Consider the following 20590-nt stretch of genomic DNA (forward strand, 5'->3'; position numbering starts at 1 on the left):
CTGGGGACCTCCGGGGCCTGTCCGGCCCTGATCCGCCGGACACGCCCCAGCCCCCAGCGAACCAGCGACCGGCCGTCTCCGCATCCCGCGCGGCCGGGGCCCTCGTGCCGGAATCGGGGTGTCGTTCCGGCTCGGGCGGTCAGGAGGGCTGCCGGCCCAGCCTCCGCAGGAGTGCGCGCAGCCTGGGGTGACGCGCGTGTGCCTCCGCCGAACGACGGTTCAGCTCCTCGCCGAGGCGTTCGGTGCGCTCCTCGATGTCGAGCTCGGCCAGCACCCGGTCGATCTCCGCGAGCAGAGCACCGTGCAGCTGCCACTGACGCGGGTGCTCCTGGACGTCCTCCAGCAGCAGGTCGGCCACCCGGTCGCGGGTGGCGCGGCTGCGGACGAGCGCGTCGGCGAGCCTGTCCTCCGCCGCCTCCGCGTCGGCGGCGAGCTGGGTCGTGACCAGTACGGCGAAGCTCTCGACCGCGTCGGCGAGGTGGCCGAAGAGTTCCTGGAGCAGTTCCGTCACATCGGCCGGGAACAGCGACTCCTCGGTGCGGGCCTTCGCCAGGTCGGTGAGCGTGCGGGACAGGACGCGCAGGACGACCGCGCAGATCTCCAGCGTGTCGAGCCCGGTGCGCAGGACGACCCGGTGGAGCAGCCCCTGTCTCACCCTGGGGTTGAGGGTGAGACTTTCCTCCGCCTGCCGCAGGGAGGCGTCGACCTCCACGATGTCGTGGTCGAGCCTGCGGGCCTCGTGGAGGCGGGCGGCGGCCCGGGACACGGGGTTGTTCCCCACGACGTCCTCGCCCATGCTGCGCAGCATCGTCCCCATCCGGGCGGCCAGCGACTCGATGGAGGAGCCGGCCGAGCCGACCCAGACGGGCGGGGCGAGGAGCAGGTTGAACAGGAGTCCCACGACGGCGCCGATCAGGGTCTCCCACACCCGGTCCCACGCGGTGTCGGCGACCTGGGAGACGCCGAGGACCAGCATCGCGCTGATCGCCACCTCGGGCACGAACTCATTGACCCGGACCAGCCGCCCGATCAGCAGCGAGGTGAAGATCGTGAGGCCGAGGCTCCACCAGCTCAGCCCCACCAGGGAGCTGAAGGCGATGGCGATGAGGACACCGACGACGACCGAGTTCACCCTGCGAACGCCGGTGGTGAGGGTCGCGTAGAGGGTCACCTGGACAACCAGGAGCGCGGTGAGGGGCGCGGTCAGCGGCGCCGGTTCGGGCAACGCCCAGACCGCCACGGAGTAGGCGATGACGGCGGCCGCCGTCGAGCGCAGCGTCTGCACCCCGGCGGGTTCGGTGGTGCGCTGCACGAGCTTGACGACGGGGGCGGCGACTCGGGGCATTCCATGACGGTGCCCCGTTTTCCCCCCGCCGCAGCGCTTCCCCCGTCAGGGCTCCGCCGTACGGCCCCGCAGCTGGGCACGGAACCCGGACGGCGTGCGCGCCGGGCCGGACGGAGAGACCCTTGAGGTATGGCTGTTCTACTGAATCCCCCAGGAGAGACACCACCGGCCGAGGGCTCCATCGGGGAGGCCCACGAGGAACGCGCGGACGGAGGGCTGTGGGAGCACCCCGGACTCTGGGCCGCCCTGATCGTGATCGGCGCGCTGGTGGTCGCCGGATTCTTCCTCGCCCGGATCTTCGGATACGGCTGATCCGCGAGGCGTACGCGCCGACGCGACCGGTGGAAGGGAGCGCGCCGTACGGCCGACGCGACCCGCGGAAGTGAGCGCCGTACGGCCGCGGGCGCCGGGCAGGCCCGGGCGGACTCGCGGAGGCGCCCGTGCCGTTCACGACGGCACGGGCGCCTTCGGATCTCTCAGCGGTCGGAGGCCGCCCGCGCTGTGCGTGCCAGGGCCTCCTCGCGGCGGGCCTCGGCCTGTTCCTTCCTGCCTTCGGCCTTCAGCCGCTCGTTCTCGAGGGCGATGCCGTCCGATTCCTTCATCATGCCTTTGAGCCTCCGCGCCTTGGCGCGGGCTATGTCGGTGCTCTTTCCCACAGCTGCCTCCATGCCGCGAGGGAGATTCACGCTTCTCCCTCCACTATGCATACCCACGCGGCAGAACGCAGGCCGCTACAGCAGTGGATTCTCGTCCTCGTCCGGTCCGCCGCCCTCGACCCGCAGCGCGAGGTCCTGGAGGACGTCCGCCGACGACACGTCCGTCTGCCCGGAGTCGTGGACCTGGGCCAGCATCGTGAACGCGAGGGTGAAGGCGCTCACGAGCTGTTCGACCGCACCGCCGACCTCGCGCCCGACGACGGTGACCACCTCCTCGACGGAGAAGTCGTCGGGGATGGCGATGTGGGGCATCGTCTCGTTCAGCAGGGCGGTGACGGCGCCCGCTCCCGCGTCCAGATCTTCCCGTTCGAGGTCCGCCTCCAGCAGACGCTGCATTTCGCGCGCCTCTGTGAGGATGCCGATCACGCGCTTCACGACTTCCCGTTGCTCCATGGGCGCGAGCATAGGGCGTGCAACCCGGTCGCAACGTCCGGTCGAGTTGACTTGTGTCCGGTCGTCGCGGCCTCGCCGCAGCCGGGAAGGGGCAGGTCCATGGAGTGTGACCCGAAATCACCGGCTGTCGAGCTGACACCGGCCGCGGCCGTTCTGCTGCGGCGGCTGCGGGCGGACCACGGCCCGTTGATGTTCCATCAGTCGGGCGGCTGCTGCGACGGCAGCGCGCCGATGTGCTACCCGGCCGGTGAGTTCCGCACCGGGAACGCCGATGTGCTGCTGGCGGATCTCGCCGTCGAGGGGATGCCCGAGAGCGTGCCGTTCTGGATGTCGCGGAGCCAGTACGCGGTGTGGGCCCACACCCGGCTGATCGTGGACGTGGTGGAGGGCCGCGGCAGCGGGTTCTCGCTGGAGGCCCCGGAAGGGGTGCGCTTCCTCATCCGCTCCCGTCTGGTGAACGGCTGAGGAAGCGCACCGCCCGTCAGGCGGTGTCGCGCACCGCGACGATGCCGTTGAACACGCCCGCGTACGCGGTGCCGTCGGGGCCGATGGTGATGGGCGCCCAGTTGTTGTCGTACGCGGGTCCGGTGCCGGTGAGCGTGCGCCAGCGGCGTTCGCCGGTACGGAAGTCGACGGCGGTCAGGTACCAGGCGTCGATGCCCAGCGCGTTGGGCTCCTTCTCGTAGAAGTAGAGCAGCCCGTTGGCGGTGGACAGCTTGGGCACGGTGGAGGGCGAGCGGACGGCGCTCTCCCACACGGTGTCGCAGCCGCTGCCGTCGGCCCGTACGTCGATGCGGGTGACACCGCCGACGACGCTGCGGCCGAGCAGCAGGGAGGTGGGGTTCTCGTAGCCGTAGTTGTTCTCGACGACCAGGCTGTCGCCCCAGCTGATCAGCGAGTTGTCCGTGGTGGAGCGGCCGTGGGCGAAGACCGGGACCGAGCAGACGAGGCGGCGGTCGTCGGGGACGTCCACGCCCCGGCGGAAGACGAGGACGTTCATCCGGTCGTCCGCGTTGTCGGTGATCGCGACGTACGCGTCGTCCGTGCCGAACAGGTCGGGGGTGGTGCCCGAGCCCTGGTTCACCGAACCGGGCTTGGTGCCGGTGCCCCGGTCGTACGTCTGCCGCCACCCGATCCGCGGGGTGCCGTCCGGGCCGGCCGTGAAGCTGTAGAGGGCGTGGTCGGAGACGATGGAGACCGCGTCCCGGTCCACGGAGAAGGAGTTCTGGATCTCCTCTCCGTCGAGCCGGACGGACCGTACGGCCGAGGTGTCCGGGTCGACCGTGCCGACCCGGCCGAGCCGGGTGACCCACCAGATCCGGCCCTGCCAGTCGGGCATCACGGACGTCACCGGGTCGCAGGTGCCGCTGGGGAAGAGATTGGTCCAGGACACGCAGTCGTGCGGGACATGTCCGGTGAGGTCCCAGTCGTCCTCGACGACGAACTCCCAGCGGCCGTCGGCGCCCTGCCGGTGGGCGATGCGCAGGACGTGCTGGCGCGAGTCGGCGAGGACGACCCGGTCCTGGTCGTCCAGGTAGAAGTAGGCGCCGCCCGAGGTGTCCTTGAAGATCTTCGAGAAGTCGAGACGGGTGATCGCCTCGACCGTGGAGGACCGCTGCGGCAGCTTGTACTCGGCGAGCGTGTCGAGGGTGCGCGGGTCGAGCAGCTTGAGGAGGAAGCCGGTGAACGTCCCGCAGACCGTGATCAGCCGGCCGGCCGCGTCGAACGTCGCGGTGGCGCACTCGCCGCCGACCGGGGCGATCTTCTCGCTCGTCACCTCGGGGTTCCGGCCGAGCGGTCCGGCGTAGGGGTGGGTGCCGCTGCCCGCCGCGTCCGCGTGCATGCCGCTGCGCCCGTTGGGCGCGAGGAAGGGGTGCTGCGGTGGCGCCTGGCCGGGGACTGGCGACGCGGTGGCGGGGGCGCCCTCGTATCCCTCGACCAGGCGGTGGCCGGGGGCCTTGGGGATGTCGTCGGCCCGTGCGGGGGACGTGGGCCCGGCCAGGGTGAGCGTGGCGACGGCGAGCGTCAGGGCCAGGGCACGGGTGAGCGCTCTGCGGTACGGCGGGGGCATCGGGCTCCTCGGTTACGGACGGGGGTCGCGCCGCCGCCCGACGTTAGGAGGCACGCCTTGAAGTGTCCATGGAAACGAGAAGGGTTTCGCGTGCCCGACATGCTGTCGCAACACCGCGCCGCACACGGCCACGCGCCGCAACACCCTGTGCGCCTTCGCCGTACGCGTGAGCCGTGAGCCGTGAGCCGTGAGCCGTGAGCCGTGAGGAGGATCGCTCAGTGCGGCGGACGCTTCGGGCGCGAGCGGTTCTCCAGCATCGCCCGGCGGATTCCGGCCGCCGTGGAACGTGCGTGCTCCGGGGTCGCGGTGTGGTCGGCGACCGAGGTGACGAAGCGGTGCAGCGGCTGCCGGCAGCGGGTGCACGGGGTGTCGGTGGTGAGGAGGTAGCCGTCCTCGCACTGCGGGTCGGTGCACGAACCGGGCCGCAGGAGCTGTTCGGCGATGTCCTGGGCGCTCCACCGGCGGCGGCCGTCCTCGTCCTTCTCGCCCAGTGCGTGCGCCCAGCGCAGGTTCCAGCGGCGTTCGATGCGCTCGCGCAGGAGGCCGGAGCTGCGGACGGCGAGTTCCTGGTGGATGAGGTCGTGCACGGTGCTGGGCAGCCGGCCGCCGAGCGCCTGGAGGAGCTGGGGCGGCAGGGCCTGGAGGACGTAGCCGGGCGGGTTGCTCCGGGCGTTCTCCCGCCAGCGGTCGCAGGCGCAGGACCCGTCGGGTCGCTTGGGGGCGTGGCACCGGCCGCACAGGCCGCGGCATTCGGCGCACAGCCCGCCGTCGAGCCCGTCGAGATAGGGCGCGGGCGCCCGGCCGCACTCGTGGCAGCAGGCCGCGCACGGCCCGCAGAGCCGCTCGTTGCCCGCCTTCGTCGTCCAGGTCCGCATCTGGCACCGGCAGCACAGGCCGGTGTTGCAGTACTCGTGGTGGGCGGCGCCCGAGTGCCGGCCGGGAGGCGGAAAAGACATCTGCCCATTGTGCGGGATGTCCGGGCGCTGCGTGGACCGGCCGCCGGCACGGGCCGGGCCGACGCCGGGTTCGGCGTCGGGACCGGGGGTGGGAGTCGGGCCGGGGTCAGGGGTGGAGGCCGCTGACCAGGTCGGCGGTGGCCCCGACACCGTCGTGGATGGTCGGCGCCATGCTCGTACCGGCCAGGAAGAACCCCAGGAGGACACAGACCAGTGCATGGGAGACCTTCAGTCCGCCGTTGCGCAGGAAGATCACTGCCAGGATCAGCATGAGCAGGACCACCGAGATCGAAACGGCCATGGCCAACCTCCTCCGCCGCGCCGGATTTGCGGCATTCGGCCGCCAGTGTGGCGCAGCGGAGGGGCTGTTCGGCGCACTGGCGTGTCCGCCGAACGGGTACTTCCGGTCCATGAGGCGTTACGGGGTCGGGGCGCCGTTTCCGCGGGCGCGGAGGAATCGTTCGAGTCCGGCCAGGTCGTCGGTGTTGAGGTGGTCGACCCCGGCGGCGAGCAGTTCGGACCAGACGGCCTCGCGTTCGGCTCCGGGCAGGTCGGGTGTGGCCCAGAAGCGGATGCGGCGGCCTTCCCGGTGGGCGGTGGCGACGAGGGTGCGGAGCCGGTCGCGCTCGGCCCGGGGGAAGGGGCCGGCGCCGAGCCAGCCGAAGCTCTGGGTCCAGTTGGCGCTGACGAGCGGGGCGAACGAGGCGGGGGCCGCGGTGCCGAGGTCGTCGAGGCGGCCGTCGTAGAACGCGTAACGGGTGCGCTGCGCCTCCATGGGGACGCGGGCGGCGCGGTCGCCGGAGATCACCGGGGTGACCGCGCCGGGGTGGACGCGGCCGTGGCTGTAGCGGGTGAGCATCCGGTGGTGCCGGCGCAGCTGCCGGTCCAGCTCGCGGTAGGCGGCGACACCGTCGGCCTTGATGTCGATGAGGAGCTGCAGCGGGGCGCGGTGGTGCGGGTGGACGCTGCCGCGCCCCGCGCGGACCAGGGCGGCGAGCGGTTCCAGGTAGAGCGAGGAGAGGGTGCGGGTGGGGTCGAGCGTGGCGGGCTCGTGGGCCACGAGCAGGTCCCCGTCGACGAGGAAGACGTCCGCCTCGACGCTGGTGAACCCGTGGGCGAGCGCGTCGTGCAGCGGCCGGGGGTGCAGGTAGTCGTTGTGCGCGTGGGCGTGGCGTAACGGGCGCGGACCGCCGGGGCGGGCCGGTGCGGCGAGCGCCGTCGCGGCGGGCGCGGCGGCGGACGCGGCGGCGGTGGCGAGGGCGACCGTGAGCGCGCGGCGGCGGGTGGGGTGGGCCATGGAGACTCCCTGAGCGGCGGACGGGCGGGGTGGACGGTCGCGTCGAGTATGGAGTCGCACCCCCACCATTGGGCAGGTACCTGCCAAGAGTTGGCTGGACCGTCGCCCGCCGGTCGGCCGGGCCGCATCGGTTGTTCGCCGGACGCAACGGGCCGTGGGCCGTTCGACGTGCACCGCTCCTCGCGCGCCCTGCGCCGTGCGCCGTGCGCTGTTCGCCGTGCGCCGTTCACGTGGGGGCGCTCGGGCGACAGCCGTCGGTCAGCCGACCGCCACGCGCTCGCTTCCGGCGGTCCGCTCGCCCCAGCGGACCGTACGGTCGCACCAGCGCTCCAGCAGCACCCGGTCGTGGCCGACCGCGAGCAGGGCCGCCCCGGACTCGGAGCGGTAGCGCTCGACCACGGCGACCAGGGCGGCCGTCGTGGACGCGTCGAGCATCGCGGTCATCTCGTCGCAGATCAGCAGCCGGGGCTCCAGCACCAGGGCCCGTGCCAGACAGGCCCGCTGGAGCTGGCCGTCGCTCACCGCGTGCGGGCGGCGCTCCAGCAGTTCCTCGGAGAGACCGACGAGCGGGGCCAGTTCCGCCACCCGCTCGGGGACGTCCCGGCGGCGCCCGGTGGACCGCAGCGGCTGGGCGATCAGTTCGCGCAGGCTGAGCCGGGGGTCGGCGGAGAGCCGGGGCTGCTGGAAGACGACGCCGACGGCCGTGCGCTGCTCGCGCGGGGCCCGGTGCCGCCAGCCGCGTACGACCGTGCCGTCGAGGGTCACGGTTCCGGCGTCCGGGCGGTGCAGGAGGGCGGCGACCTTGGCCAGGGTGGACTTGCCGCAGCCGCTGGGACCCAGCAGCCCGACCGCCTCGCCCGCCGCGACGTGCAGGGACACCTCGCGGACGACGGGGTCGCGGCGGTCGTATCCGGCGGTGATCCGGGTCAGCTCAAGCATCGGCGGCCTCCTTGAGAGGGTGCGTCCGGCCGGTCGGCGCGTGGTGGCAGGCCAGGTCCGACGCGAAGGCCGGGCGTTCGTCGGTGCAGCGGGCGTCGGCGTACGCGCAGCGGGCGGCGAAGGCACAGCCGTCGGGCAGCGCCCCCAGCTCCGGCGGCATACCGGGGATCGGGGCGAAGTCCCTCTCCGGCAGGGCGTCCAGCAGGCCCCTGGCGTACGGGTGGCGGGGGCCGGGCGCGCCGAAGAAGGGGGCCGCGTCGGCGATCTCGACGATCCGGCCCGCGTACATCACGGCGACCCGGTCCGCGATCCGTTCGGCGGCGGCCAGGTCGTGGGTGATGATCAGCAGCGCCCGGCCCTCGTCGGTGTGCCGGCGCAGTTCGTCGACGGTCCGCTCGACGAGGTCCCGGTCGAGCCCGGTGGTCGGTTCGTCGGCGAGCAGCAACGGGGCGTCGCCGATGAGGGCGAGGGCGGTCGCGGCGCGCTGGGCGAGGCCGCCGGAGAGCTCGTGCGGGTAGCGGTCGAGGTGGCCCTCGGGGAACGCGGCGCGGGCGGCCGCGACCAGGGCGGCCTTGCCCAGAGCGCTCCCCCGCACCCCGGTCAGCTCGCGCAGGCTCTCCTCCACCTGGGCCCGGACGGTGCGCACGGGCGTGAGGTGGGCGGCGGGACTCTGCGGTACGAGTCCGATGCGCCGTCCCCGTACGGTGCGGGCGAGGGTGCGCTCGTCGGCGGTCAGCAGGTCCGTGTCCCCGCCGAGCACCGCGCTGCCGGTGGTCTCCGCGTTGCCGGGCAGCAGTCCGAGCAGGGCCGAGGCCAGGACCGACTTGCCGCAGCCGCTCTCGCCGACCAGCGCCAGGCACTCCCCCGGCGCGACGGAGAACCGGGCGTCGGTGACGGCCGCGATGTCCCGCCCGCCGCGCATCCGGAAGCGGACGGAGAGGTTCTCGACGGCGAGGACGGGCACCTCGGCTCCCTCGGCGGCGGGATCGTGGTCGCTGGTCACAGCATCAGCTCCGATTTCCGGCGCGGGTTGATCCGGTCGCGCCAGGCTCCGGCGAGTCCCGCGAGCGCGAGAGTCGGGATGATCAGGAAGAGGCCGGGGAAGAGGGTGGGCCACCAGTCCCCCGCGAGCAGCGAACCGCGCGCGGACTGGACGAGATTGCCGAGGCTCGCCTGATGGGCCGGGAGCCCCAGCCCGAGGAAGGACAGCGCGGACTCGTGCCACATCGCGTGCGGCACCATCAGCACCGCCGCCAGACCGGCCTGCGGGAGCACGCCCGGCAGCAGGTGCCGCACGATGACGCGGGTGCGGGAGGCGCCGCCGGAGACGGCCGCGTCGATGAAGGGGCGCGAGCGCAGCGAGAGCACCTCCGATCGGACGATCCGGGCGGTGGACAGCCAGTGCGTCAGGGCGACCGAGATGATCACCGGCCAGACGCCGGGCCGGAACATCGCGACGATGAAGATGCCGAGCAGCAGGTGCGGCACGGAGGACAGGGCGTCGACGACCCGCATGACGACCCGGTCCGTCCAGCCGCCGAACGCCCCGGCGAGGGCGCCGATCGCGGTGCCGATGACGGTGGCGGTGAGGGCCGCGACCAGGCCGACGAGCAGCGATACGCGCAGGCCGTAGACGCAGCGCAGCAGGAGGTCGCGGCCGACGTCGTCGGTGCCGAACGGGTGGGCCCAGGACGGCGGGTCGAGCTTGTTGGCCAGGTCGACGGCCTGCTGGTCGAGCTGGGCCAGCGGCGGCACGACGAGGACGGCGAGCGCGACGGCGATGACGATCGTGGCCGAGGTGACGATCCGGACGCGGCGGGTGGTGCGGCCGGGGAGGGCGAGCGCGGTCTCAGCCATCGAAGGCCACCCGGGGGTCGGCGAGTCCGTAGAGGAGGTCGGAGAGCAGGTTGCCGAGCAGGACGGCGGCGGTGGCGAGCACCGTGAGCGCGGCGAGCAGGGAGAAGTCCACCGAGGTGGCGGCCTCCACCGTGGCGGCGGCGATGCCGGGCCAGCTGAACACCGTCTCCACGAGCAGTGCGCCGGTGATGAGTTCGGGGACGCGGGAGCCGATCAGGGTGAGCATCGGCAGCATTCCGGAGCGCAGGGCGTGGCCGAGGAGCACGGTGCGCTCGCTCAGTCCCCGGGCGCGGGCGCCGCGCACCGGATCCTCGGCGAGGGCGTCGGCGACGCCCTGGCGTACGTAGAGGAAGAACCACGGCAGCTGGGAGATGCCGAGCACGGCGGCGGGCAGCACCAGGTGGGAGGCGACCTGGCCGAAGGTGACGACGTCGCTGGCGGCGTCGGTGAGTCCGCCGGCCGGGAGGACGTCCAGCTTGAGGGCGAAGAACCAGATGGCGAGCAGCCCGAGCCAGAAGGCGGGGGCGGCCTCCAGGGTGTACGCGGCGGAGCTGACGCACCGGTCGAGCCAGCCGCCGGGTCTGCGGGCGGCGAGGACGCCGAGGCCGGTGCCGAGCAGGATCGCGACGAGGAAGGCGGTGGCGGCGAGCAGGACGGACCAGCCCATGCGCTCCGCGATGACGTCGGCGACCGGCTGGCGCATCACGCTGGAGTCCCCGAAGTCGCCCTGGAGCGCCGAGGTCAGCCAGTCCCACCAGCGGGCGACGAGCGGCTGGTCGACGCCGAGGTTGGCCCGCAGCTGGTCGAGGTTCTCCTGCGAGGCGGTGAGTCCGGCGGTGCCCGCGTAGGCCTTGACCGGGTCGAAGGGGGACGCGGCGGCGACGGCGAAGACGCCGAAGGTGACGACGCCGAGGACGGGGACGGCGAACAGGACCCGCCGTCCCGCCATCCGCGCCATCGGCCCCCAGGGGAGGCGTCGGCTCACTTCTTCGAGCCTCCGGAAGCCTCGGTGGACCACTTCTCCACGTTCCACCAGGGGCCGGAGGCCAGCCCGTGGTCGTGCGGCTCGACCTGGGTGGTGAGGGGGCCGAAGCGGTCGTCGACGACGTAGAGGTGGTCGATGTGGGTGAGGAAGGTGTAGCCCGGGTTCTTCACCAGTTCGCGCTGGACGGTGTCGTACGCCTTCTTGCGCTCGGCCTTGTCACCGCTCCGGCGGCCCGCCTCGATCGCGGCGTCGACGGCCTTGTTGTCGTACCAGGCCATGTTGTTGAAGCCGTCGCCCGCGAGGGAGGACTTCAGCAGGGTGTACTGGTCGAAGTCGGGGTCGGCGGGCGAGCCGCCGCCCGCGAGCACGGCGTCGTGCTTCATCCGGGGCTCGATGACCTCCCAGGTGCCGGCCTCGGCGGTGATGGCGATGCCGGCCTTCTTGGCGTCGGAGGCGTAGGCGAGGGCGTGCTCCTGGCGGAGCTTGTCGCCCGTGAGGTACCAGAGCGGGAAGGCGGCGCGGACGCCGTCCTTGACCCGGACGCCGTCCTTGCCGGGCTTCCAGCCGGCCTCGTCCAGGATCTTCTTCGCGGCGTCGAGGTCGTGGGGGCGCTCGGTGCCCTTCGTGAACCACTCGCTGTCCGTGGGGACGGGCCCGTAGGCGGGCTTGCCGTCGCCGTTGAGGATGGCGTCGACCATGGTCTCGCGGTCGACGGCGATGTCGAGGGCGCGGCGGACGGCGGTGTCGCCCGTGACCTTGTTGTGGGTCGGGAGGGTCACGGTGCGGTAGTCGTAGGTGGTCGCGGCGACCGTCTTCTTGCTCTTGTCGGCCGCGAAGCCCTTGGCGAGGTTGGGCGGCAGGATCGCGCCGTCGAGGTCGCCGGAGCGCAGCCGGGTGGCGCGCACGTCGTCGTCCTTGATGATCGCCATGGTGAACTTCTTCACCTCGGGTTCGCCGCCCCAGTAGTGGGGGTTGGCGGTGAAGCTGAGCTTCTCGCCCTTGGACCACTTGGTGAGGACGTAGGGCCCGGTGCCGACGGGGCGGGTGGTGAAGGCCCCGGTGTTGACGTCCTGCTCGCCCGCGATGTGCTGGGGGGCGATGGGCAGGACGGTGCGCTGGGCGAACGGCGCGTAGGGGTACTTGAGCGTGAAGACGACGGTGTCTTCGCCCTTCGCCGTGACGTCCTTGACGGCGTCCAGCTCGGTGCGGGAGGCGTTGTTGGTCTTCTCGTCGAGGATGGTGCGGTAGGTGAAGACAACGTCCTTGGCGCCGAACGGCTTCCCGTCGCTGAACTTCACGCCCTGGCGCAGCTTGTACGTGTACGTCAGACCGTCGGCGCTGACCTCGGGGAGCTCGGCGGCGAGGGCGGGACGGAGCTTCATGTCCGCGTCCAGGGCGAGCAGTCCGTCGAAGATCTTGGAGTTGCCGTCCTTGCCGTAGCCGAGCAGCGGGCTCAGGCTGTCGGGCTCGTAGGCGATGCCGACGACGGCCGAGGTGGACCCCGCCCCGGATCCGCTCTTGGCGCTGTCCGGGTTCGAGCAGGCGGCGGTCAGGGACAGGGCGGTCACCAGCGTGGCGGCGACCGCCACCCGTATCGATCGGGCCGTCATAGTCTGCACATCCCTGTTCAAGATCGGCTGTAATTGCGAACAGTGTGCAATTAAACAGCACGTAAAAGACCCTGGTACAGCCCGCCTCGACAGACGAGACGGGTGCACCAGGGTCGCTGCGTCCGGGGACGCCCCTAAGGAGCCGGGAGTTCCGCGGACTCCGCGACGGCCTGACGATGACGGCCCGCCGTGCCGTACGCGATCGAGTCGGCCTTGGCGCGCTTCAGATACAGATGCGCCGGGTGCTCCCAGGTCATGCCGATCCCGCCGTGCAGTTGCACGCACTCCTCGGCGGCGTGGACCGCGACTCCGGAGCAGTACGCCTGGGCCACCGCGACCGCGAGCGGGGCGTCGGGGCTCCGGGTGGCGAGGGCGTCGGCGGCGTTGCGGGCAGCCGCGCGGGCCGAGACGACCTCCAGCCAGAGCTGGGCCATCCGGTGCTTGAGCGACTGGAAGGAGCCCACGGGCCGGTTGAACTGGTGGCGCTCCCGGGTGTACCGGACCGTCTCGGTCAGACACCACTCCGCGAGGCCGAGCTGTTCGGAGGCGAGCAGTCCGGCTCCGGCGAGCAGCCCGCGCCGTACGGCGGCGGCGCTCGCGTCCACGTCGGCCAGCAGGGTCCCGGCCGCTCCGGTCAGGGTGACGGCGGCCAGGGGCCGGGTCAGGTCGAGCGGGACGAGCGGCTGCACGGCGACGCCGGGGTCCGCGGCCTCGACGGCGTACAGGCCCTCGGCGGTCGGCACCAGCAGCACATCGGCCACCGCCGCGTCGGCGACGCCGCGTACGGTCCCGTCCCGTGAGGTGAGTGCCGCGGCCGCCCCGGCGGGCGGGGTCGCGAAGGGCACGGCGAGCACGGCCGTACGGGCGCCGGATGCCAGCTCGCCCAGGAGCGCGGCGGCCGGACCGTCCTCCCCTCCCAGCGCGAGCAGCGTCTCGGTGGCCACGACGGAGCTGGTCAGATACGGGGCGGGCGCCACGGACCGGCCGAGCTCCTCCAGGACCACGGCGGCCTCGCGGTGGGACGCGCCCTGGCCGCCGAGCTTCTCCGGGACGAGGAGTCCTGCCGCGCCGATGCCGGTGGCCAGCGAGGACCAGAGCCGCTGGTCGTACGGCGTGTCGGACTCGGTCGCCGCGATCACCGTCGGCGCGTCGGCCCGGTCGGCGAGGAGGGCGCGCACGGCGGCGCGCAGGTCCTCCTCGTCCTGCGAGTAGAGCAGGTCGGGGGTGGCGGGGGGCTGGGCGGGCGCGGTCATCGGCTCAGGTCCTTCCAGGCGACGTCCTTGTCGTTGCGGGGTTCGGAGGGCAGGCCGAGGACGCGCTCGGCCACGATGTTCAGCAGGACCTCGCTGGTGCCGCCCTCGATGGAGTTGCCCTTGGAGCGCAGATAGCGGTAGCCGGCGTCCCGTCCGGTGAAGTCGACCAGCTCCGGGCGGCTCATGGTCCAGTCGCCGTACAACAGGCCTTCGTCGCCGAGGAGTTCCACTTCCAGGCCGCTGATCTCCTGGTTGAGCCGGGCGAAGGCGAGCTTCATGCCCGAGCCCTCGGGTCCCGGCTGTCCGGCGACGAGCTGCTGACGCAGCCGCTCGCCGGTGAGCCGGGCGACCTCGGCCTCCACCCAGAGGGTCAGCAGGCGCTGGTGGGTGTCGGGGGTGCGCAGCTCGGGGCGCTCGCGCCAGGTCTTCGCGACCGGGCCGATCATGCCGCCCTCGCGGGGGATGCGGGAGCCGCCGATGGAGACGCGCTCGTTCATCAGGGTCGTCTGGGCGACCTTCCAGCCCTCGCCGACGGGGCCGAGGCGGTGCCCGTCGGGGATGCGTACGCCGGTGAGGAAGACCTCGTTGAACTCGGCCTCGCCGGTGATCTGGCGCAGCGGCCGGACCTCGACGCCGGGGTCGGTCATGTCGCAGATGAAGTAGCTGATGCCGCGGTGCTTGGGCAGGTCCGGGTCGGTGCGGGCGATGAGGATCGCCCAGCGGGCCAGGTGGGCGCTGGACGTCCAGACCTTCTGGCCGTCGACGATCCAGTCACCGGTCTCGTCCTGGACGGCCCGGGTGGCCAGGGCCGCGAGGTCGGATCCGGCGCCGGGTTCGCTGAACAGCTGGCACCAGACCTCCTCCCCCACCCACAGCGGGCGCAGGAACCGGCGCTTCTGCTCGTCGGTGCCGAAGCCGAGGATGGTGGGGGCGGCCATGCCGAGGCCGATGCCGATGCGGCGCGGGTCGTTGTCGGGCGCGTCGGCGGCGGCGAGTTCGGCGTCGACGGCCTGCTGGAGGGAGCGGGGCGCGTCGAGTCCGCCGAGGCCCACCGGGTAGTGGACCCAGGCGAGGCCCGCGTCGAAGCGGGCCTTCAGGAAGTCGGTGCGGTCGGTGGTGGCGGGCGGGTGCGCGGCGAGCAGCTCGCGGGTGCGGCGGCGGACCTCGGCGGCGTCGACTGCGGGGCTCATCGGGCGCCTCCGGGCAGGACAACGATGCGGCCGGTGCTGGTGCCGTCGGCGACGCGCTGGACGGCCTCGGCGGCTCCGGCCATCCCGACACGCTCACTGACCAGGGGTTTGACGATCCCCTGGGCGGCCAGCTTGGTCAGCTCGTCGTGGCAGGCGCGGACGGCGGCCGGGTCCTTGGTGTTGTACAGGCCCCAGTGCAGCCCGACGACGGAGTAGTTCTTCACCAGGGCGTGGTTGAGGCCCGGGGTGGGGATGACGCCGCTGGCGAAGCCGACGACGAGGATGCGCCCCTCGAAGGCGACGCACTTGGCGGACTTGGCGTACGCGTCGCCGCCGACCGGGTCGTAGACGACGTCCGCGCCGCGACCGCCGGTGGCGTCCTTCACGGCGGCGACGATGTCCTCGCTCCGCCGGTCGATGACCAGGTCGCAGCCGAGCTCGCGGGCGACCGCCGCCTTCTCCGGGCCGCCGACGACGCCGATGACCTTCGCGCCCGCCGCCCTGCCGAGCTGGACGGCGGCGCTGCCGACGCCTCCGGCCGCCGCGTGGACGAGGAGGGTCTCCCCGGGCTGGAGGCGGGCGCGGCGGTGCAGGCCGAACCAGCCGGTCTGGTAGCCGATGTGCAGGGCGGCCGCTTCGGCGTCGTCCAGCGCGTCGGGGGCGGGCAGCAGGGCCGCCTCGTCCGCGACCACGTAGTCGGCGAAGCCGCCGTGCGGCAGGGCGGGGGTGGCGAGGACCCGCCGCCCGTCCTCGGTGGTGCCGCACACCTCGACGCCCGGGGTGAACGGCAGCGGCGGCCGCACCTGGTACTGGCCCCGGCAGAGCAGGGCGTCGGGGAAGTTGACGTTCGCCGCGCGGACCTCGACGAGCACCTGCCCGTCGCCGGGCGTGGGCCGGTCCGTCTCCTCCAGCCTCATCACCTCGCCCGGCTCGCCGTTCCGGTGCACTCGCCATGCCTGCATGAGGGGCCTCCACAACACTGTCGGCATCAACCGCTGCCGCGGTCGGCATTACCACTGCTGCGCCGCATACTAAGCGGTCGCTTGCCGATCTGGGAACACCCCGGCCCCGGGCTCCGGAGGCTCCTGGCCTCAGGCGCGCTTGGGCTTCGCCCGTACGTGCATGCGCTCGCCCTGCGGGCCGAACAGGCTGAGGAACTCCACCGTCTCGTCCTCGGCCGGGCCGAACCAGTGCGGCAGCCGGGTGTCGAACTCGGCGGCCTCGCCCGGCTCCAGCACGAGATCGTGTTCGGCCAGCAGCAGCCGCAGCTTTCCGGAGAGCACGAACAGCCACTCGTACCCCTCGTGCGTGCGCTGCTCCGGCGGGCCGCCGCTGCCGGGCTCCTGGATCAGCTTGTACGCCTGGAGGCCGCCCGGCCGGGCGGTCAACGGCAGCATCGTCCGGCCGTGCTGCACGATCGGCTTGGCCCGCACCCGGGGATCGCCGACCGGTGCGGCGCCCACGAGGTCGTCGAGCGGCACCTCGTGGGCGCGGGCGATCGGCAGCATCAGTTCGAGGCTGGGGCGACGGCCGCCGGACTCCAGCCGCGAGAGCGTGGAGACGGAGATGCCGGTGGCCGCCGAGAGGTCGGCGAGGGTGACCCCGCGATCCTTGCGCAGCCGGCGCAGGCGGGGGCCGACGCCGGTGAGAACGGCCTCGAGTTCCGGGTCGTCCCGGTCGTGTTCCTTCATGCGGCCATTGCAGAATCGGCAAGCCGGTTTGTCAACCCCGCCAACTCCGTCGACGGCGGCCCGGGGGGGGGTGAGGGCCGGACAGGCCGGGGACCCGGTCAGGAGCCGCCGGTCACTCCCTAGTGGGCGAAGACCTCGAAGGTGACCGCCGGCCGTCCGCCGAACTGCTCGGCAGCCGCCTCGACCATGCCCGTCAGGAAGGTCCGGCAGTACCGCTCCGGGTCCTCCTGGGTCAGCGCCTCGATGTACGTGCGGTGCTCCAGCAGCGACCGGACCGAGCGTTCGAGACCGGCCGTCGCGTCGACGGCGTGGGTGGGCCGGTCGCTGCCGGCCACGGCGGTCCAGCGCACCCCGTCCCACGGCTGGAGTCCCCGCTCGCCGAGTTCCGGGAAGATCCAGCGGTTGCCCGCGTCGGCGACGGCGTCCAGTGCGGCGCGCCCGACCGCACGGTGGTCCGGAGTGTTCCAGGCGACCCCGCCCCAGGTGTCCCGGTGGTTGAGGGTGATCACCAGCTCGGGGCGGTGACGGCGGATGGCCGCGGCGATGTCGCGGCGCAGCCCGATGCCGTACTCGATCACACCGTCGCGGTGGTCCAGGAACTCCACGGTCCGCACGCCGACGACGGCGGCACTGGCCCGCTGCTCGCGCTCGCGCACCGGCGCGCACTCCTCGGGCGGCAGCGTGTCGATCCCGGCCTCGCCGCGGCTGGCGAGGAGGTAGACGACCTCCCGCCCGCCGTCGGTCCACTCCGCCACGGCGGCGGCCGCTCCGTACTCCAGGTCGTCGGGGTGGGCGACCACGGCCAGGGCGCGCTGCCAGTCGACGGGCATGGGGTCGAGTCGCTGCGACGTCATACCGGCAGGCTACCCACGTACCGTCGTGACGGCAGGCCGACCGGCTCCGGCTCCGGGCGTGCGACGCTGGAGTCCGGTGACGGTCACCGCGAACACGGCCGGCCCGGTCTTCCGGGCCGGGTGGGGGCGTCCCCCTCACCCACCGCTCCGGCGAACGAAAGGAACCCGCTCGTGCCCAGCCCCGCCTCCCTCTCCCCCGCCCAGGCCGCAGCCCGTCTGGAGGAGTTCACCGTCATCGATGTGCGGGCTCCGGGCGAATACGCCGCCGGACATGTTCCCGGCGCCCTGAACATCCCGCTCGACAAGCTGCCGGACGCGCTGCCCGCGCTCAAGTCCGCCTCCGCGCGCGGTTCGCTGCTGGTGGTGTGCGCTTCCGGGGTCCGGTCGACGCGGGCCTGCGAGATCCTCGCGGGAGCGGACATCGAGGCCGTGACGCTGACCGGCGGCACGTCGGCCTGGGAGGGCGACGGTCGCGGCCTGGACCGCCCCGAGGGCGCGCGCACCACTTGGCCCATGGAGCGTCAGGTGCGGCTCGCGGCGGGCTCGCTGGTGGTGGCGGGGCTGGTGGCGGGCATCCGCTTCCCCGCCGCGCGCTGGCTGTCCGCGGGCGTCGGCTCGGGCCTGGTGTACTCGGCGCTCAGCAACACCTGCGGGATGGCCGCGGTCCTCTCGAAGCTGCCGCACAACCGGGCCCCGCGTGCCGCCGGCGACCTGGACGCCACGCTGGAGGAGCTCCAGCGCTGATCCGCCGGGGCCGGCCGGTCCACGACCGGCCCCGGGGCGGGTGCGGGGCCCGGCCGGTCAGGCCTCGTCGCGCACCAGTGCCAGCAGCCGGTCCAGTACGCGGGGTCCGCCCGCGCGCACGCCGTCGTGCTCGTACTCGTTCGTCACCCAGGTCCGCAGCCCCCGGATCGCCGCCGCCGTGCGCAGCGATTCCTCGGTGTCGACGTACATGTCGTCGTGGTAGACGGCCGCCGCGACCGGGACCTCGTTGGCGGCGAGCCGCTCGGGGTCGTAGAGCGCGGGCCAGTCGGTGCGCTGCGCGAGCAGTTCGGCGGTCTCGCGCAGCGGGCGCAGGGCCGGGTCGACGTCGAAGTGCCAGGGGTGGATGGTCTCGCCGGTGAAGAGGACCGGGCCGTCGCCCGCCAGCGCCGTCGCCGCGTCGAACTGCGGGAACTCCGCCCGGACGCGCTCGGCGGCCCAGGCGGTGGGGCGCTCGCCCTGACCGTAGATGGCCTCGTGGAGCACGGCGTACAGCGGGTGCCCGGCGAAGGAGGCGGCCGTGCGGATGGCCTCCTGGAAGGCGTCGGAGAGTTCGGTGCCGCCCGGGGTGCGGACGAACGCGTTCTCCAGCAGGTAGTGGAGCTGGTGGCTGCCGCTACCGCTGCCGAGCATGATGCCGAGCGACTGGAAGCCCTCGGGCGTCAGCCGGTGTCCGGCGCTCTCGGGCCGGTGCTCGGCGAGGTGTGCGGCGATCGCGCGGGCGCGCTCGACGTCCTGGGGGTAGCGGGCGTAGTGGGCGGCCACCTTGCGTTCGATACGGGGGTACGCGGCCCGGTAGACGTCGTCCGCGTGCGCGTCCAGCGAGGGCAGTCCGCCGGTGATCATGACCGCTGCGAGGCCCTCGGGCGCCGAGGAAAGATAGCGGACGGCGCAGAAGCCGCCGAAGGACTGGCCGAGGACCGTCCAGGGTGCTCCGCCGGTGAGCTGGGGCCGGATCAGCTCGCAGTCGCGGACGATGGAGTCGGAGCGGAAGTGGGCGAGGTAGTCGGCCTGTTCGCGCGGGCCGCCGCGCAGCGGGAGGGTCTGCCGGTTGGCCGGGGTGGACCGTCCGGTGCCGCGCTGGTCGAGGAGGAGTACGCGGTAGTCGCGCAGGGCGCGGCCGAGCCACGCCTCCGTGCCGACGAACCGGCGCGCGCCGAAGCCGGGGCCGCCCTCCAGATAGACCAGCCAGGGCAGTTCCTCGCCGGCCCGGGAGGTGGCGACCGCTTCCCGGCCGTAGACCTCGATCTGCTCGCCGCCGGGGTCGCTGTGGTCCAGGGGCACGGTGAAACGCCGGTCGGTGAGGACGACGCCGGGCTGCCGGTAACTGATCACGGGAACTCCTGAATCCGGGGGTGCGGGCTGATCCGGGCGAAAGGGCCAGTTCAGCACATGGCCGCACCGGTCCGGCGAAGGGGTCGTGCCGGGTGCCCCGGACGGTCCCGGCCCGTGTGCGCGGTGGCCCGGGGGCTCCTAGCGTGCAGGCATGATCCGGTTCGAGCAGGTCGGCAAGGTCTATCCGGACGGGACGACGGCGGTCGACGGGCTGTCCTTCGAGGTGGCGGAGGGCGAGCTGGTGACCCTGGTGGGGCCGTCCGGCTGCGGCAAGACGACCACGATGATGATGGTGAACCGGCTGATCGAGCCGACCTCGGGCCGGATCCTGGTGGACGGCGAGGACATCGCCGGGATCGACCCGGTGAAACTGCGCCGGCGGATCGGCTATGTGATCCAGCAGGTGGGCCTCTTCCCGCACCGGACCGTCCTGGACAACACCGCGACCGTTCCGGCGCTGGTCGGCTGGAAGCGCGCACGGGCCCGGGAGCGGGCGGCGGAGCTGCTGGACCTGGTGGGCCTGGACCCGGGGACGTACGGCTCGCGCTATCCCGCGCAGCTCTCCGGCGGGCAGCGCCAGCGGGTGGGGGTGGCGCGGGCGCTCGCGGCGGATCCGCCGGTGCTGCTGATGGACGAGCCGTTCGGCGCGGTGGACCCGGTGGTGCGGGAGCGGCTGCAGAACGAGTTCCTGGCGCTCCAGCAGCGGGTCCGCAAGACGGTGCTCCTGGTGACGCACGACATCGAGGAAGCGGTGCGGATGGGCGACCGGATCGCGGTGTACGGGGAGGGCCGTATCGAGCAGTTCGACACCCCGGCCGCCGTGCTCGGCACCCCGGCGACCCCGTACGTGGCCCGGTTCGTGGGTGCCGACCGGGGGCTGAAGCGGCTGTCGGTCACGGCGATCGAGCCGGAGGACCTGGAGGAGCCTCCGGTGGCCCGGCTGGAGGAGCCCGCCCGGGAGGCGGCCGCCCGGCTGGGGGCGGCGGGGGCCCGGTGGGCGGTGGTGCTGAACGGCGGGGGCGAGCTGCACGGCTGGGTGTCGGCGGACGCGCTGCGGCCGGCCGAGGAGGGGCAGACGGTAGGTGATCTGGCCCGCCGGATGGACGCGTGGGTGCCGGTGGGCGCCCCGCTGAAGCAGGCGTTCAGCGAGATGCTCCAGCACGACGCGGGATGGGTGGCGGTGCTGGACGGAGCCCGGTTCCTCGGGGTCCTCACCCCGGCGAAGCTGCATGAGGCGCTGCGCCGGTCGGTGGACGCCGACGCGCAGGGGGTGGGGCGCGAGGAGGTGGATTTCGACTCCGTGGCGGACGCGTAGGGGCGGGGGTGACCCGGCACA

The 20590-nt window shown here is 73.2% G+C and carries 22 protein-coding genes; 4 read left to right on the top strand and 18 right to left on the bottom strand.

Annotated elements, in window-relative coordinates; genetic code table 11:
• Positions 1-139: 139 nt before the first annotated feature.
• Positions 140-1345, bottom strand: coding sequence for an FUSC family protein (locus IE272_RS22730; protein WP_050362820.1), 1206 nt, complete (start codon positions 1343-1345; stop codon positions 140-142).
• A gap of 129 nt (positions 1346-1474) precedes the next feature.
• Here IE272_RS22730 and IE272_RS22735 point away from each other — a divergent pair, with 129 nt between their 5' ends.
• Positions 1475-1657, top strand: a complete 183-nt coding sequence (locus tag IE272_RS22735) for a DUF6480 family protein (RefSeq protein ID WP_007452666.1) — start codon at positions 1475-1477, stop codon at positions 1655-1657.
• 164 nt (positions 1658-1821) lie between these two features.
• On the opposite strand, the gene IE272_RS22740 is transcribed toward IE272_RS22735, so the two are convergent.
• Together IE272_RS22740 and IE272_RS22745 are read right to left on the bottom strand one after the other, a co-directional pair.
• Positions 1822-2001: a CsbD family protein gene (locus tag IE272_RS22740; protein WP_032792421.1), complete on the bottom strand. Its 180-nt coding sequence runs from the start codon at positions 1999-2001 to the stop codon at positions 1822-1824.
• A 75-nt stretch (positions 2002-2076) separates the two neighbouring features.
• Entirely contained in the window at positions 2077-2466 is a 390-nt protein-coding gene (locus IE272_RS22745) for a hypothetical protein (protein ID WP_032792423.1), read from the bottom strand.
• An 87-nt stretch (positions 2467-2553) separates the two neighbouring features.
• Between IE272_RS22745 and IE272_RS22750 the strand changes: the two genes are divergently transcribed.
• Complete coding sequence (locus IE272_RS22750; protein ID WP_007452669.1) at positions 2554-2919, top strand: DUF779 domain-containing protein; 366 nt, start codon at positions 2554-2556, stop codon at positions 2917-2919.
• Positions 2920-2935: 16 nt separating this feature from the next.
• On the opposite strand, the gene IE272_RS22755 is transcribed toward IE272_RS22750, so the two are convergent.
• The 14 genes from IE272_RS22755 to IE272_RS22820 form a co-directional block, all read right to left on the bottom strand.
• On the bottom strand, positions 2936-4525 hold the full coding sequence (locus tag IE272_RS22755; RefSeq protein ID WP_032792425.1) for a hypothetical protein: 1590 nt from the start codon (positions 4523-4525) through the stop codon (positions 2936-2938).
• 215 nt (positions 4526-4740) lie between these two features.
• A complete protein-coding gene (locus tag IE272_RS22760; protein WP_056704687.1) occupies positions 4741-5481 on the bottom strand; it encodes a hypothetical protein in 741 nt (246 codons plus the stop codon).
• A 106-nt stretch (positions 5482-5587) separates the two neighbouring features.
• Complete coding sequence (locus IE272_RS22765; protein ID WP_018955839.1) at positions 5588-5782, bottom strand: hypothetical protein; 195 nt, start codon at positions 5780-5782, stop codon at positions 5588-5590.
• Positions 5783-5899: 117 nt separating this feature from the next.
• Complete coding sequence (locus IE272_RS22770) at positions 5900-6778, bottom strand: phosphatidylinositol-specific phospholipase C/glycerophosphodiester phosphodiesterase family protein (RefSeq protein ID WP_190007729.1); 879 nt, start codon at positions 6776-6778, stop codon at positions 5900-5902.
• Between the two features lie 258 nt (positions 6779-7036).
• Positions 7037-7717, bottom strand: coding sequence for an ABC transporter ATP-binding protein (locus IE272_RS22775; protein ID WP_190007731.1), 681 nt, complete (start codon positions 7715-7717; stop codon positions 7037-7039).
• Complete coding sequence (locus IE272_RS22780; protein WP_190007733.1) at positions 7710-8720, bottom strand: ABC transporter ATP-binding protein; 1011 nt, start codon at positions 8718-8720, stop codon at positions 7710-7712. Before IE272_RS22780 ends, IE272_RS22775 begins: the two co-directional genes overlap by 8 nt.
• Complete coding sequence (locus IE272_RS22785) at positions 8717-9574, bottom strand: ABC transporter permease (RefSeq protein ID WP_050362814.1); 858 nt, start codon at positions 9572-9574, stop codon at positions 8717-8719. The genes IE272_RS22780 and IE272_RS22785 overlap by 4 nt, the downstream gene beginning before the upstream one ends.
• A complete protein-coding gene (locus IE272_RS22790) occupies positions 9567-10532 on the bottom strand; it encodes an ABC transporter permease (RefSeq protein WP_056704697.1) in 966 nt (321 codons plus the stop codon). The genes IE272_RS22785 and IE272_RS22790 overlap by 8 nt, the downstream gene beginning before the upstream one ends.
• A gap of 23 nt (positions 10533-10555) precedes the next feature.
• The gene (locus IE272_RS22795; protein ID WP_050362812.1) at positions 10556-12169 is read right to left on the bottom strand and encodes an ABC transporter substrate-binding protein; all 1614 of its coding nucleotides are present in this window, start codon (positions 12167-12169) and stop codon (positions 10556-10558) included.
• Positions 12170-12303: 134 nt separating this feature from the next.
• Positions 12304-13422, bottom strand: a complete 1119-nt coding sequence (locus IE272_RS22800) for an acyl-CoA dehydrogenase family protein (RefSeq protein ID WP_056704701.1) — start codon at positions 13420-13422, stop codon at positions 12304-12306.
• On the bottom strand, positions 13419-14612 hold the full coding sequence (locus tag IE272_RS22805) for an acyl-CoA dehydrogenase family protein (RefSeq protein ID WP_057667555.1): 1194 nt from the start codon (positions 14610-14612) through the stop codon (positions 13419-13421). The genes IE272_RS22800 and IE272_RS22805 overlap by 4 nt, the downstream gene beginning before the upstream one ends.
• The gene (locus tag IE272_RS22810) at positions 14609-15574 is read right to left on the bottom strand and encodes an NADPH:quinone oxidoreductase family protein (RefSeq protein WP_050362809.1); all 966 of its coding nucleotides are present in this window, start codon (positions 15572-15574) and stop codon (positions 14609-14611) included. The genes IE272_RS22805 and IE272_RS22810 overlap by 4 nt, the downstream gene beginning before the upstream one ends.
• 129 nt (positions 15575-15703) lie before the next feature.
• A complete protein-coding gene (locus IE272_RS22815; RefSeq protein WP_047180196.1) occupies positions 15704-16303 on the bottom strand; it encodes a helix-turn-helix domain-containing protein in 600 nt (199 codons plus the stop codon).
• Between the two features lie 119 nt (positions 16304-16422).
• A complete protein-coding gene (locus tag IE272_RS22820) occupies positions 16423-17157 on the bottom strand; it encodes a PIG-L deacetylase family protein (RefSeq protein ID WP_056704710.1) in 735 nt (244 codons plus the stop codon).
• A 171-nt stretch (positions 17158-17328) separates the two neighbouring features.
• Here IE272_RS22820 and IE272_RS22825 point away from each other — a divergent pair, with 171 nt between their 5' ends.
• Positions 17329-17901: a rhodanese-like domain-containing protein gene (locus IE272_RS22825; RefSeq protein ID WP_050362807.1), complete on the top strand. Its 573-nt coding sequence runs from the start codon at positions 17329-17331 to the stop codon at positions 17899-17901.
• Between the two features lie 57 nt (positions 17902-17958).
• Here IE272_RS22825 and IE272_RS22830 read toward each other — a convergent pair whose 3' ends face one another.
• Positions 17959-19254, bottom strand: a complete 1296-nt coding sequence (locus IE272_RS22830; RefSeq protein ID WP_050362806.1) for an alpha/beta fold hydrolase — start codon at positions 19252-19254, stop codon at positions 17959-17961.
• Between the two features lie 151 nt (positions 19255-19405).
• Here IE272_RS22830 and IE272_RS22835 point away from each other — a divergent pair, with 151 nt between their 5' ends.
• Positions 19406-20569 (top strand): ABC transporter ATP-binding protein, encoded by a 1164-nt coding sequence (locus tag IE272_RS22835; RefSeq protein ID WP_190007735.1) that lies wholly within the window; start codon positions 19406-19408, stop codon positions 20567-20569.
• The last annotated feature ends 21 nt before the right edge of the window (positions 20570-20590 follow it).

This window comes from Streptomyces anulatus, from assembly GCF_014650675.1.
Taxonomy (GTDB): Bacteria; Actinomycetota; Actinomycetes; order Streptomycetales; family Streptomycetaceae; genus Streptomyces; species Streptomyces anulatus.

Excerpts from the sequence above, each read along its gene's own strand:
- IE272_RS22770 (WP_190007729.1), bottom strand. The coding sequence starts at position 6,778 with ATGGCCCACCCCACCCGCCGCCGCGCGCTCACGGTCGCCCTCGCCACC.
- IE272_RS22810 (WP_050362809.1), bottom strand. The coding sequence starts at position 15,574 with ATGCAGGCATGGCGAGTGCACCGGAACGGCGAGCCGGGCGAGGTGATG.
- IE272_RS22745 (WP_032792423.1), bottom strand. The coding sequence starts at position 2,466 with ATGCTCGCGCCCATGGAGCAACGGGAAGTCGTGAAGCGCGTGATCGGC.
- IE272_RS22765 (WP_018955839.1), bottom strand. The coding sequence starts at position 5,782 with ATGGCCGTTTCGATCTCGGTGGTCCTGCTCATGCTGATCCTGGCAGTG.
- IE272_RS22750 (WP_007452669.1), top strand. The coding sequence starts at position 2,554 with ATGGAGTGTGACCCGAAATCACCGGCTGTCGAGCTGACACCGGCCGCG.
- IE272_RS22800 (WP_056704701.1), bottom strand. The coding sequence starts at position 13,422 with ATGACCGCGCCCGCCCAGCCCCCCGCCACCCCCGACCTGCTCTACTCG.
- IE272_RS22735 (WP_007452666.1), top strand. The coding sequence starts at position 1,475 with ATGGCTGTTCTACTGAATCCCCCAGGAGAGACACCACCGGCCGAGGGC.
- IE272_RS22790 (WP_056704697.1), bottom strand. The coding sequence starts at position 10,532 with ATGGCGCGGATGGCGGGACGGCGGGTCCTGTTCGCCGTCCCCGTCCTC.
- IE272_RS22775 (WP_190007731.1), bottom strand. The coding sequence starts at position 7,717 with ATGCTTGAGCTGACCCGGATCACCGCCGGATACGACCGCCGCGACCCC.
- IE272_RS22805 (WP_057667555.1), bottom strand. The coding sequence starts at position 14,612 with ATGAGCCCCGCAGTCGACGCCGCCGAGGTCCGCCGCCGCACCCGCGAG.
- IE272_RS22760 (WP_056704687.1), bottom strand. The coding sequence starts at position 5,481 with ATGTCTTTTCCGCCTCCCGGCCGGCACTCGGGCGCCGCCCACCACGAG.
- IE272_RS22815 (WP_047180196.1), bottom strand. The coding sequence starts at position 16,303 with ATGAAGGAACACGACCGGGACGACCCGGAACTCGAGGCCGTTCTCACC.
- IE272_RS22730 (WP_050362820.1), bottom strand. The coding sequence starts at position 1,345 with ATGCCCCGAGTCGCCGCCCCCGTCGTCAAGCTCGTGCAGCGCACCACC.
- IE272_RS22820 (WP_056704710.1), bottom strand. The coding sequence starts at position 17,157 with ATGACGTCGCAGCGACTCGACCCCATGCCCGTCGACTGGCAGCGCGCC.
- IE272_RS22785 (WP_050362814.1), bottom strand. The coding sequence starts at position 9,574 with ATGGCTGAGACCGCGCTCGCCCTCCCCGGCCGCACCACCCGCCGCGTC.
- IE272_RS22795 (WP_050362812.1), bottom strand. The coding sequence starts at position 12,169 with ATGACGGCCCGATCGATACGGGTGGCGGTCGCCGCCACGCTGGTGACC.
- IE272_RS22755 (WP_032792425.1), bottom strand. The coding sequence starts at position 4,525 with ATGCCCCCGCCGTACCGCAGAGCGCTCACCCGTGCCCTGGCCCTGACG.
- IE272_RS22835 (WP_190007735.1), top strand. The coding sequence starts at position 19,406 with ATGATCCGGTTCGAGCAGGTCGGCAAGGTCTATCCGGACGGGACGACG.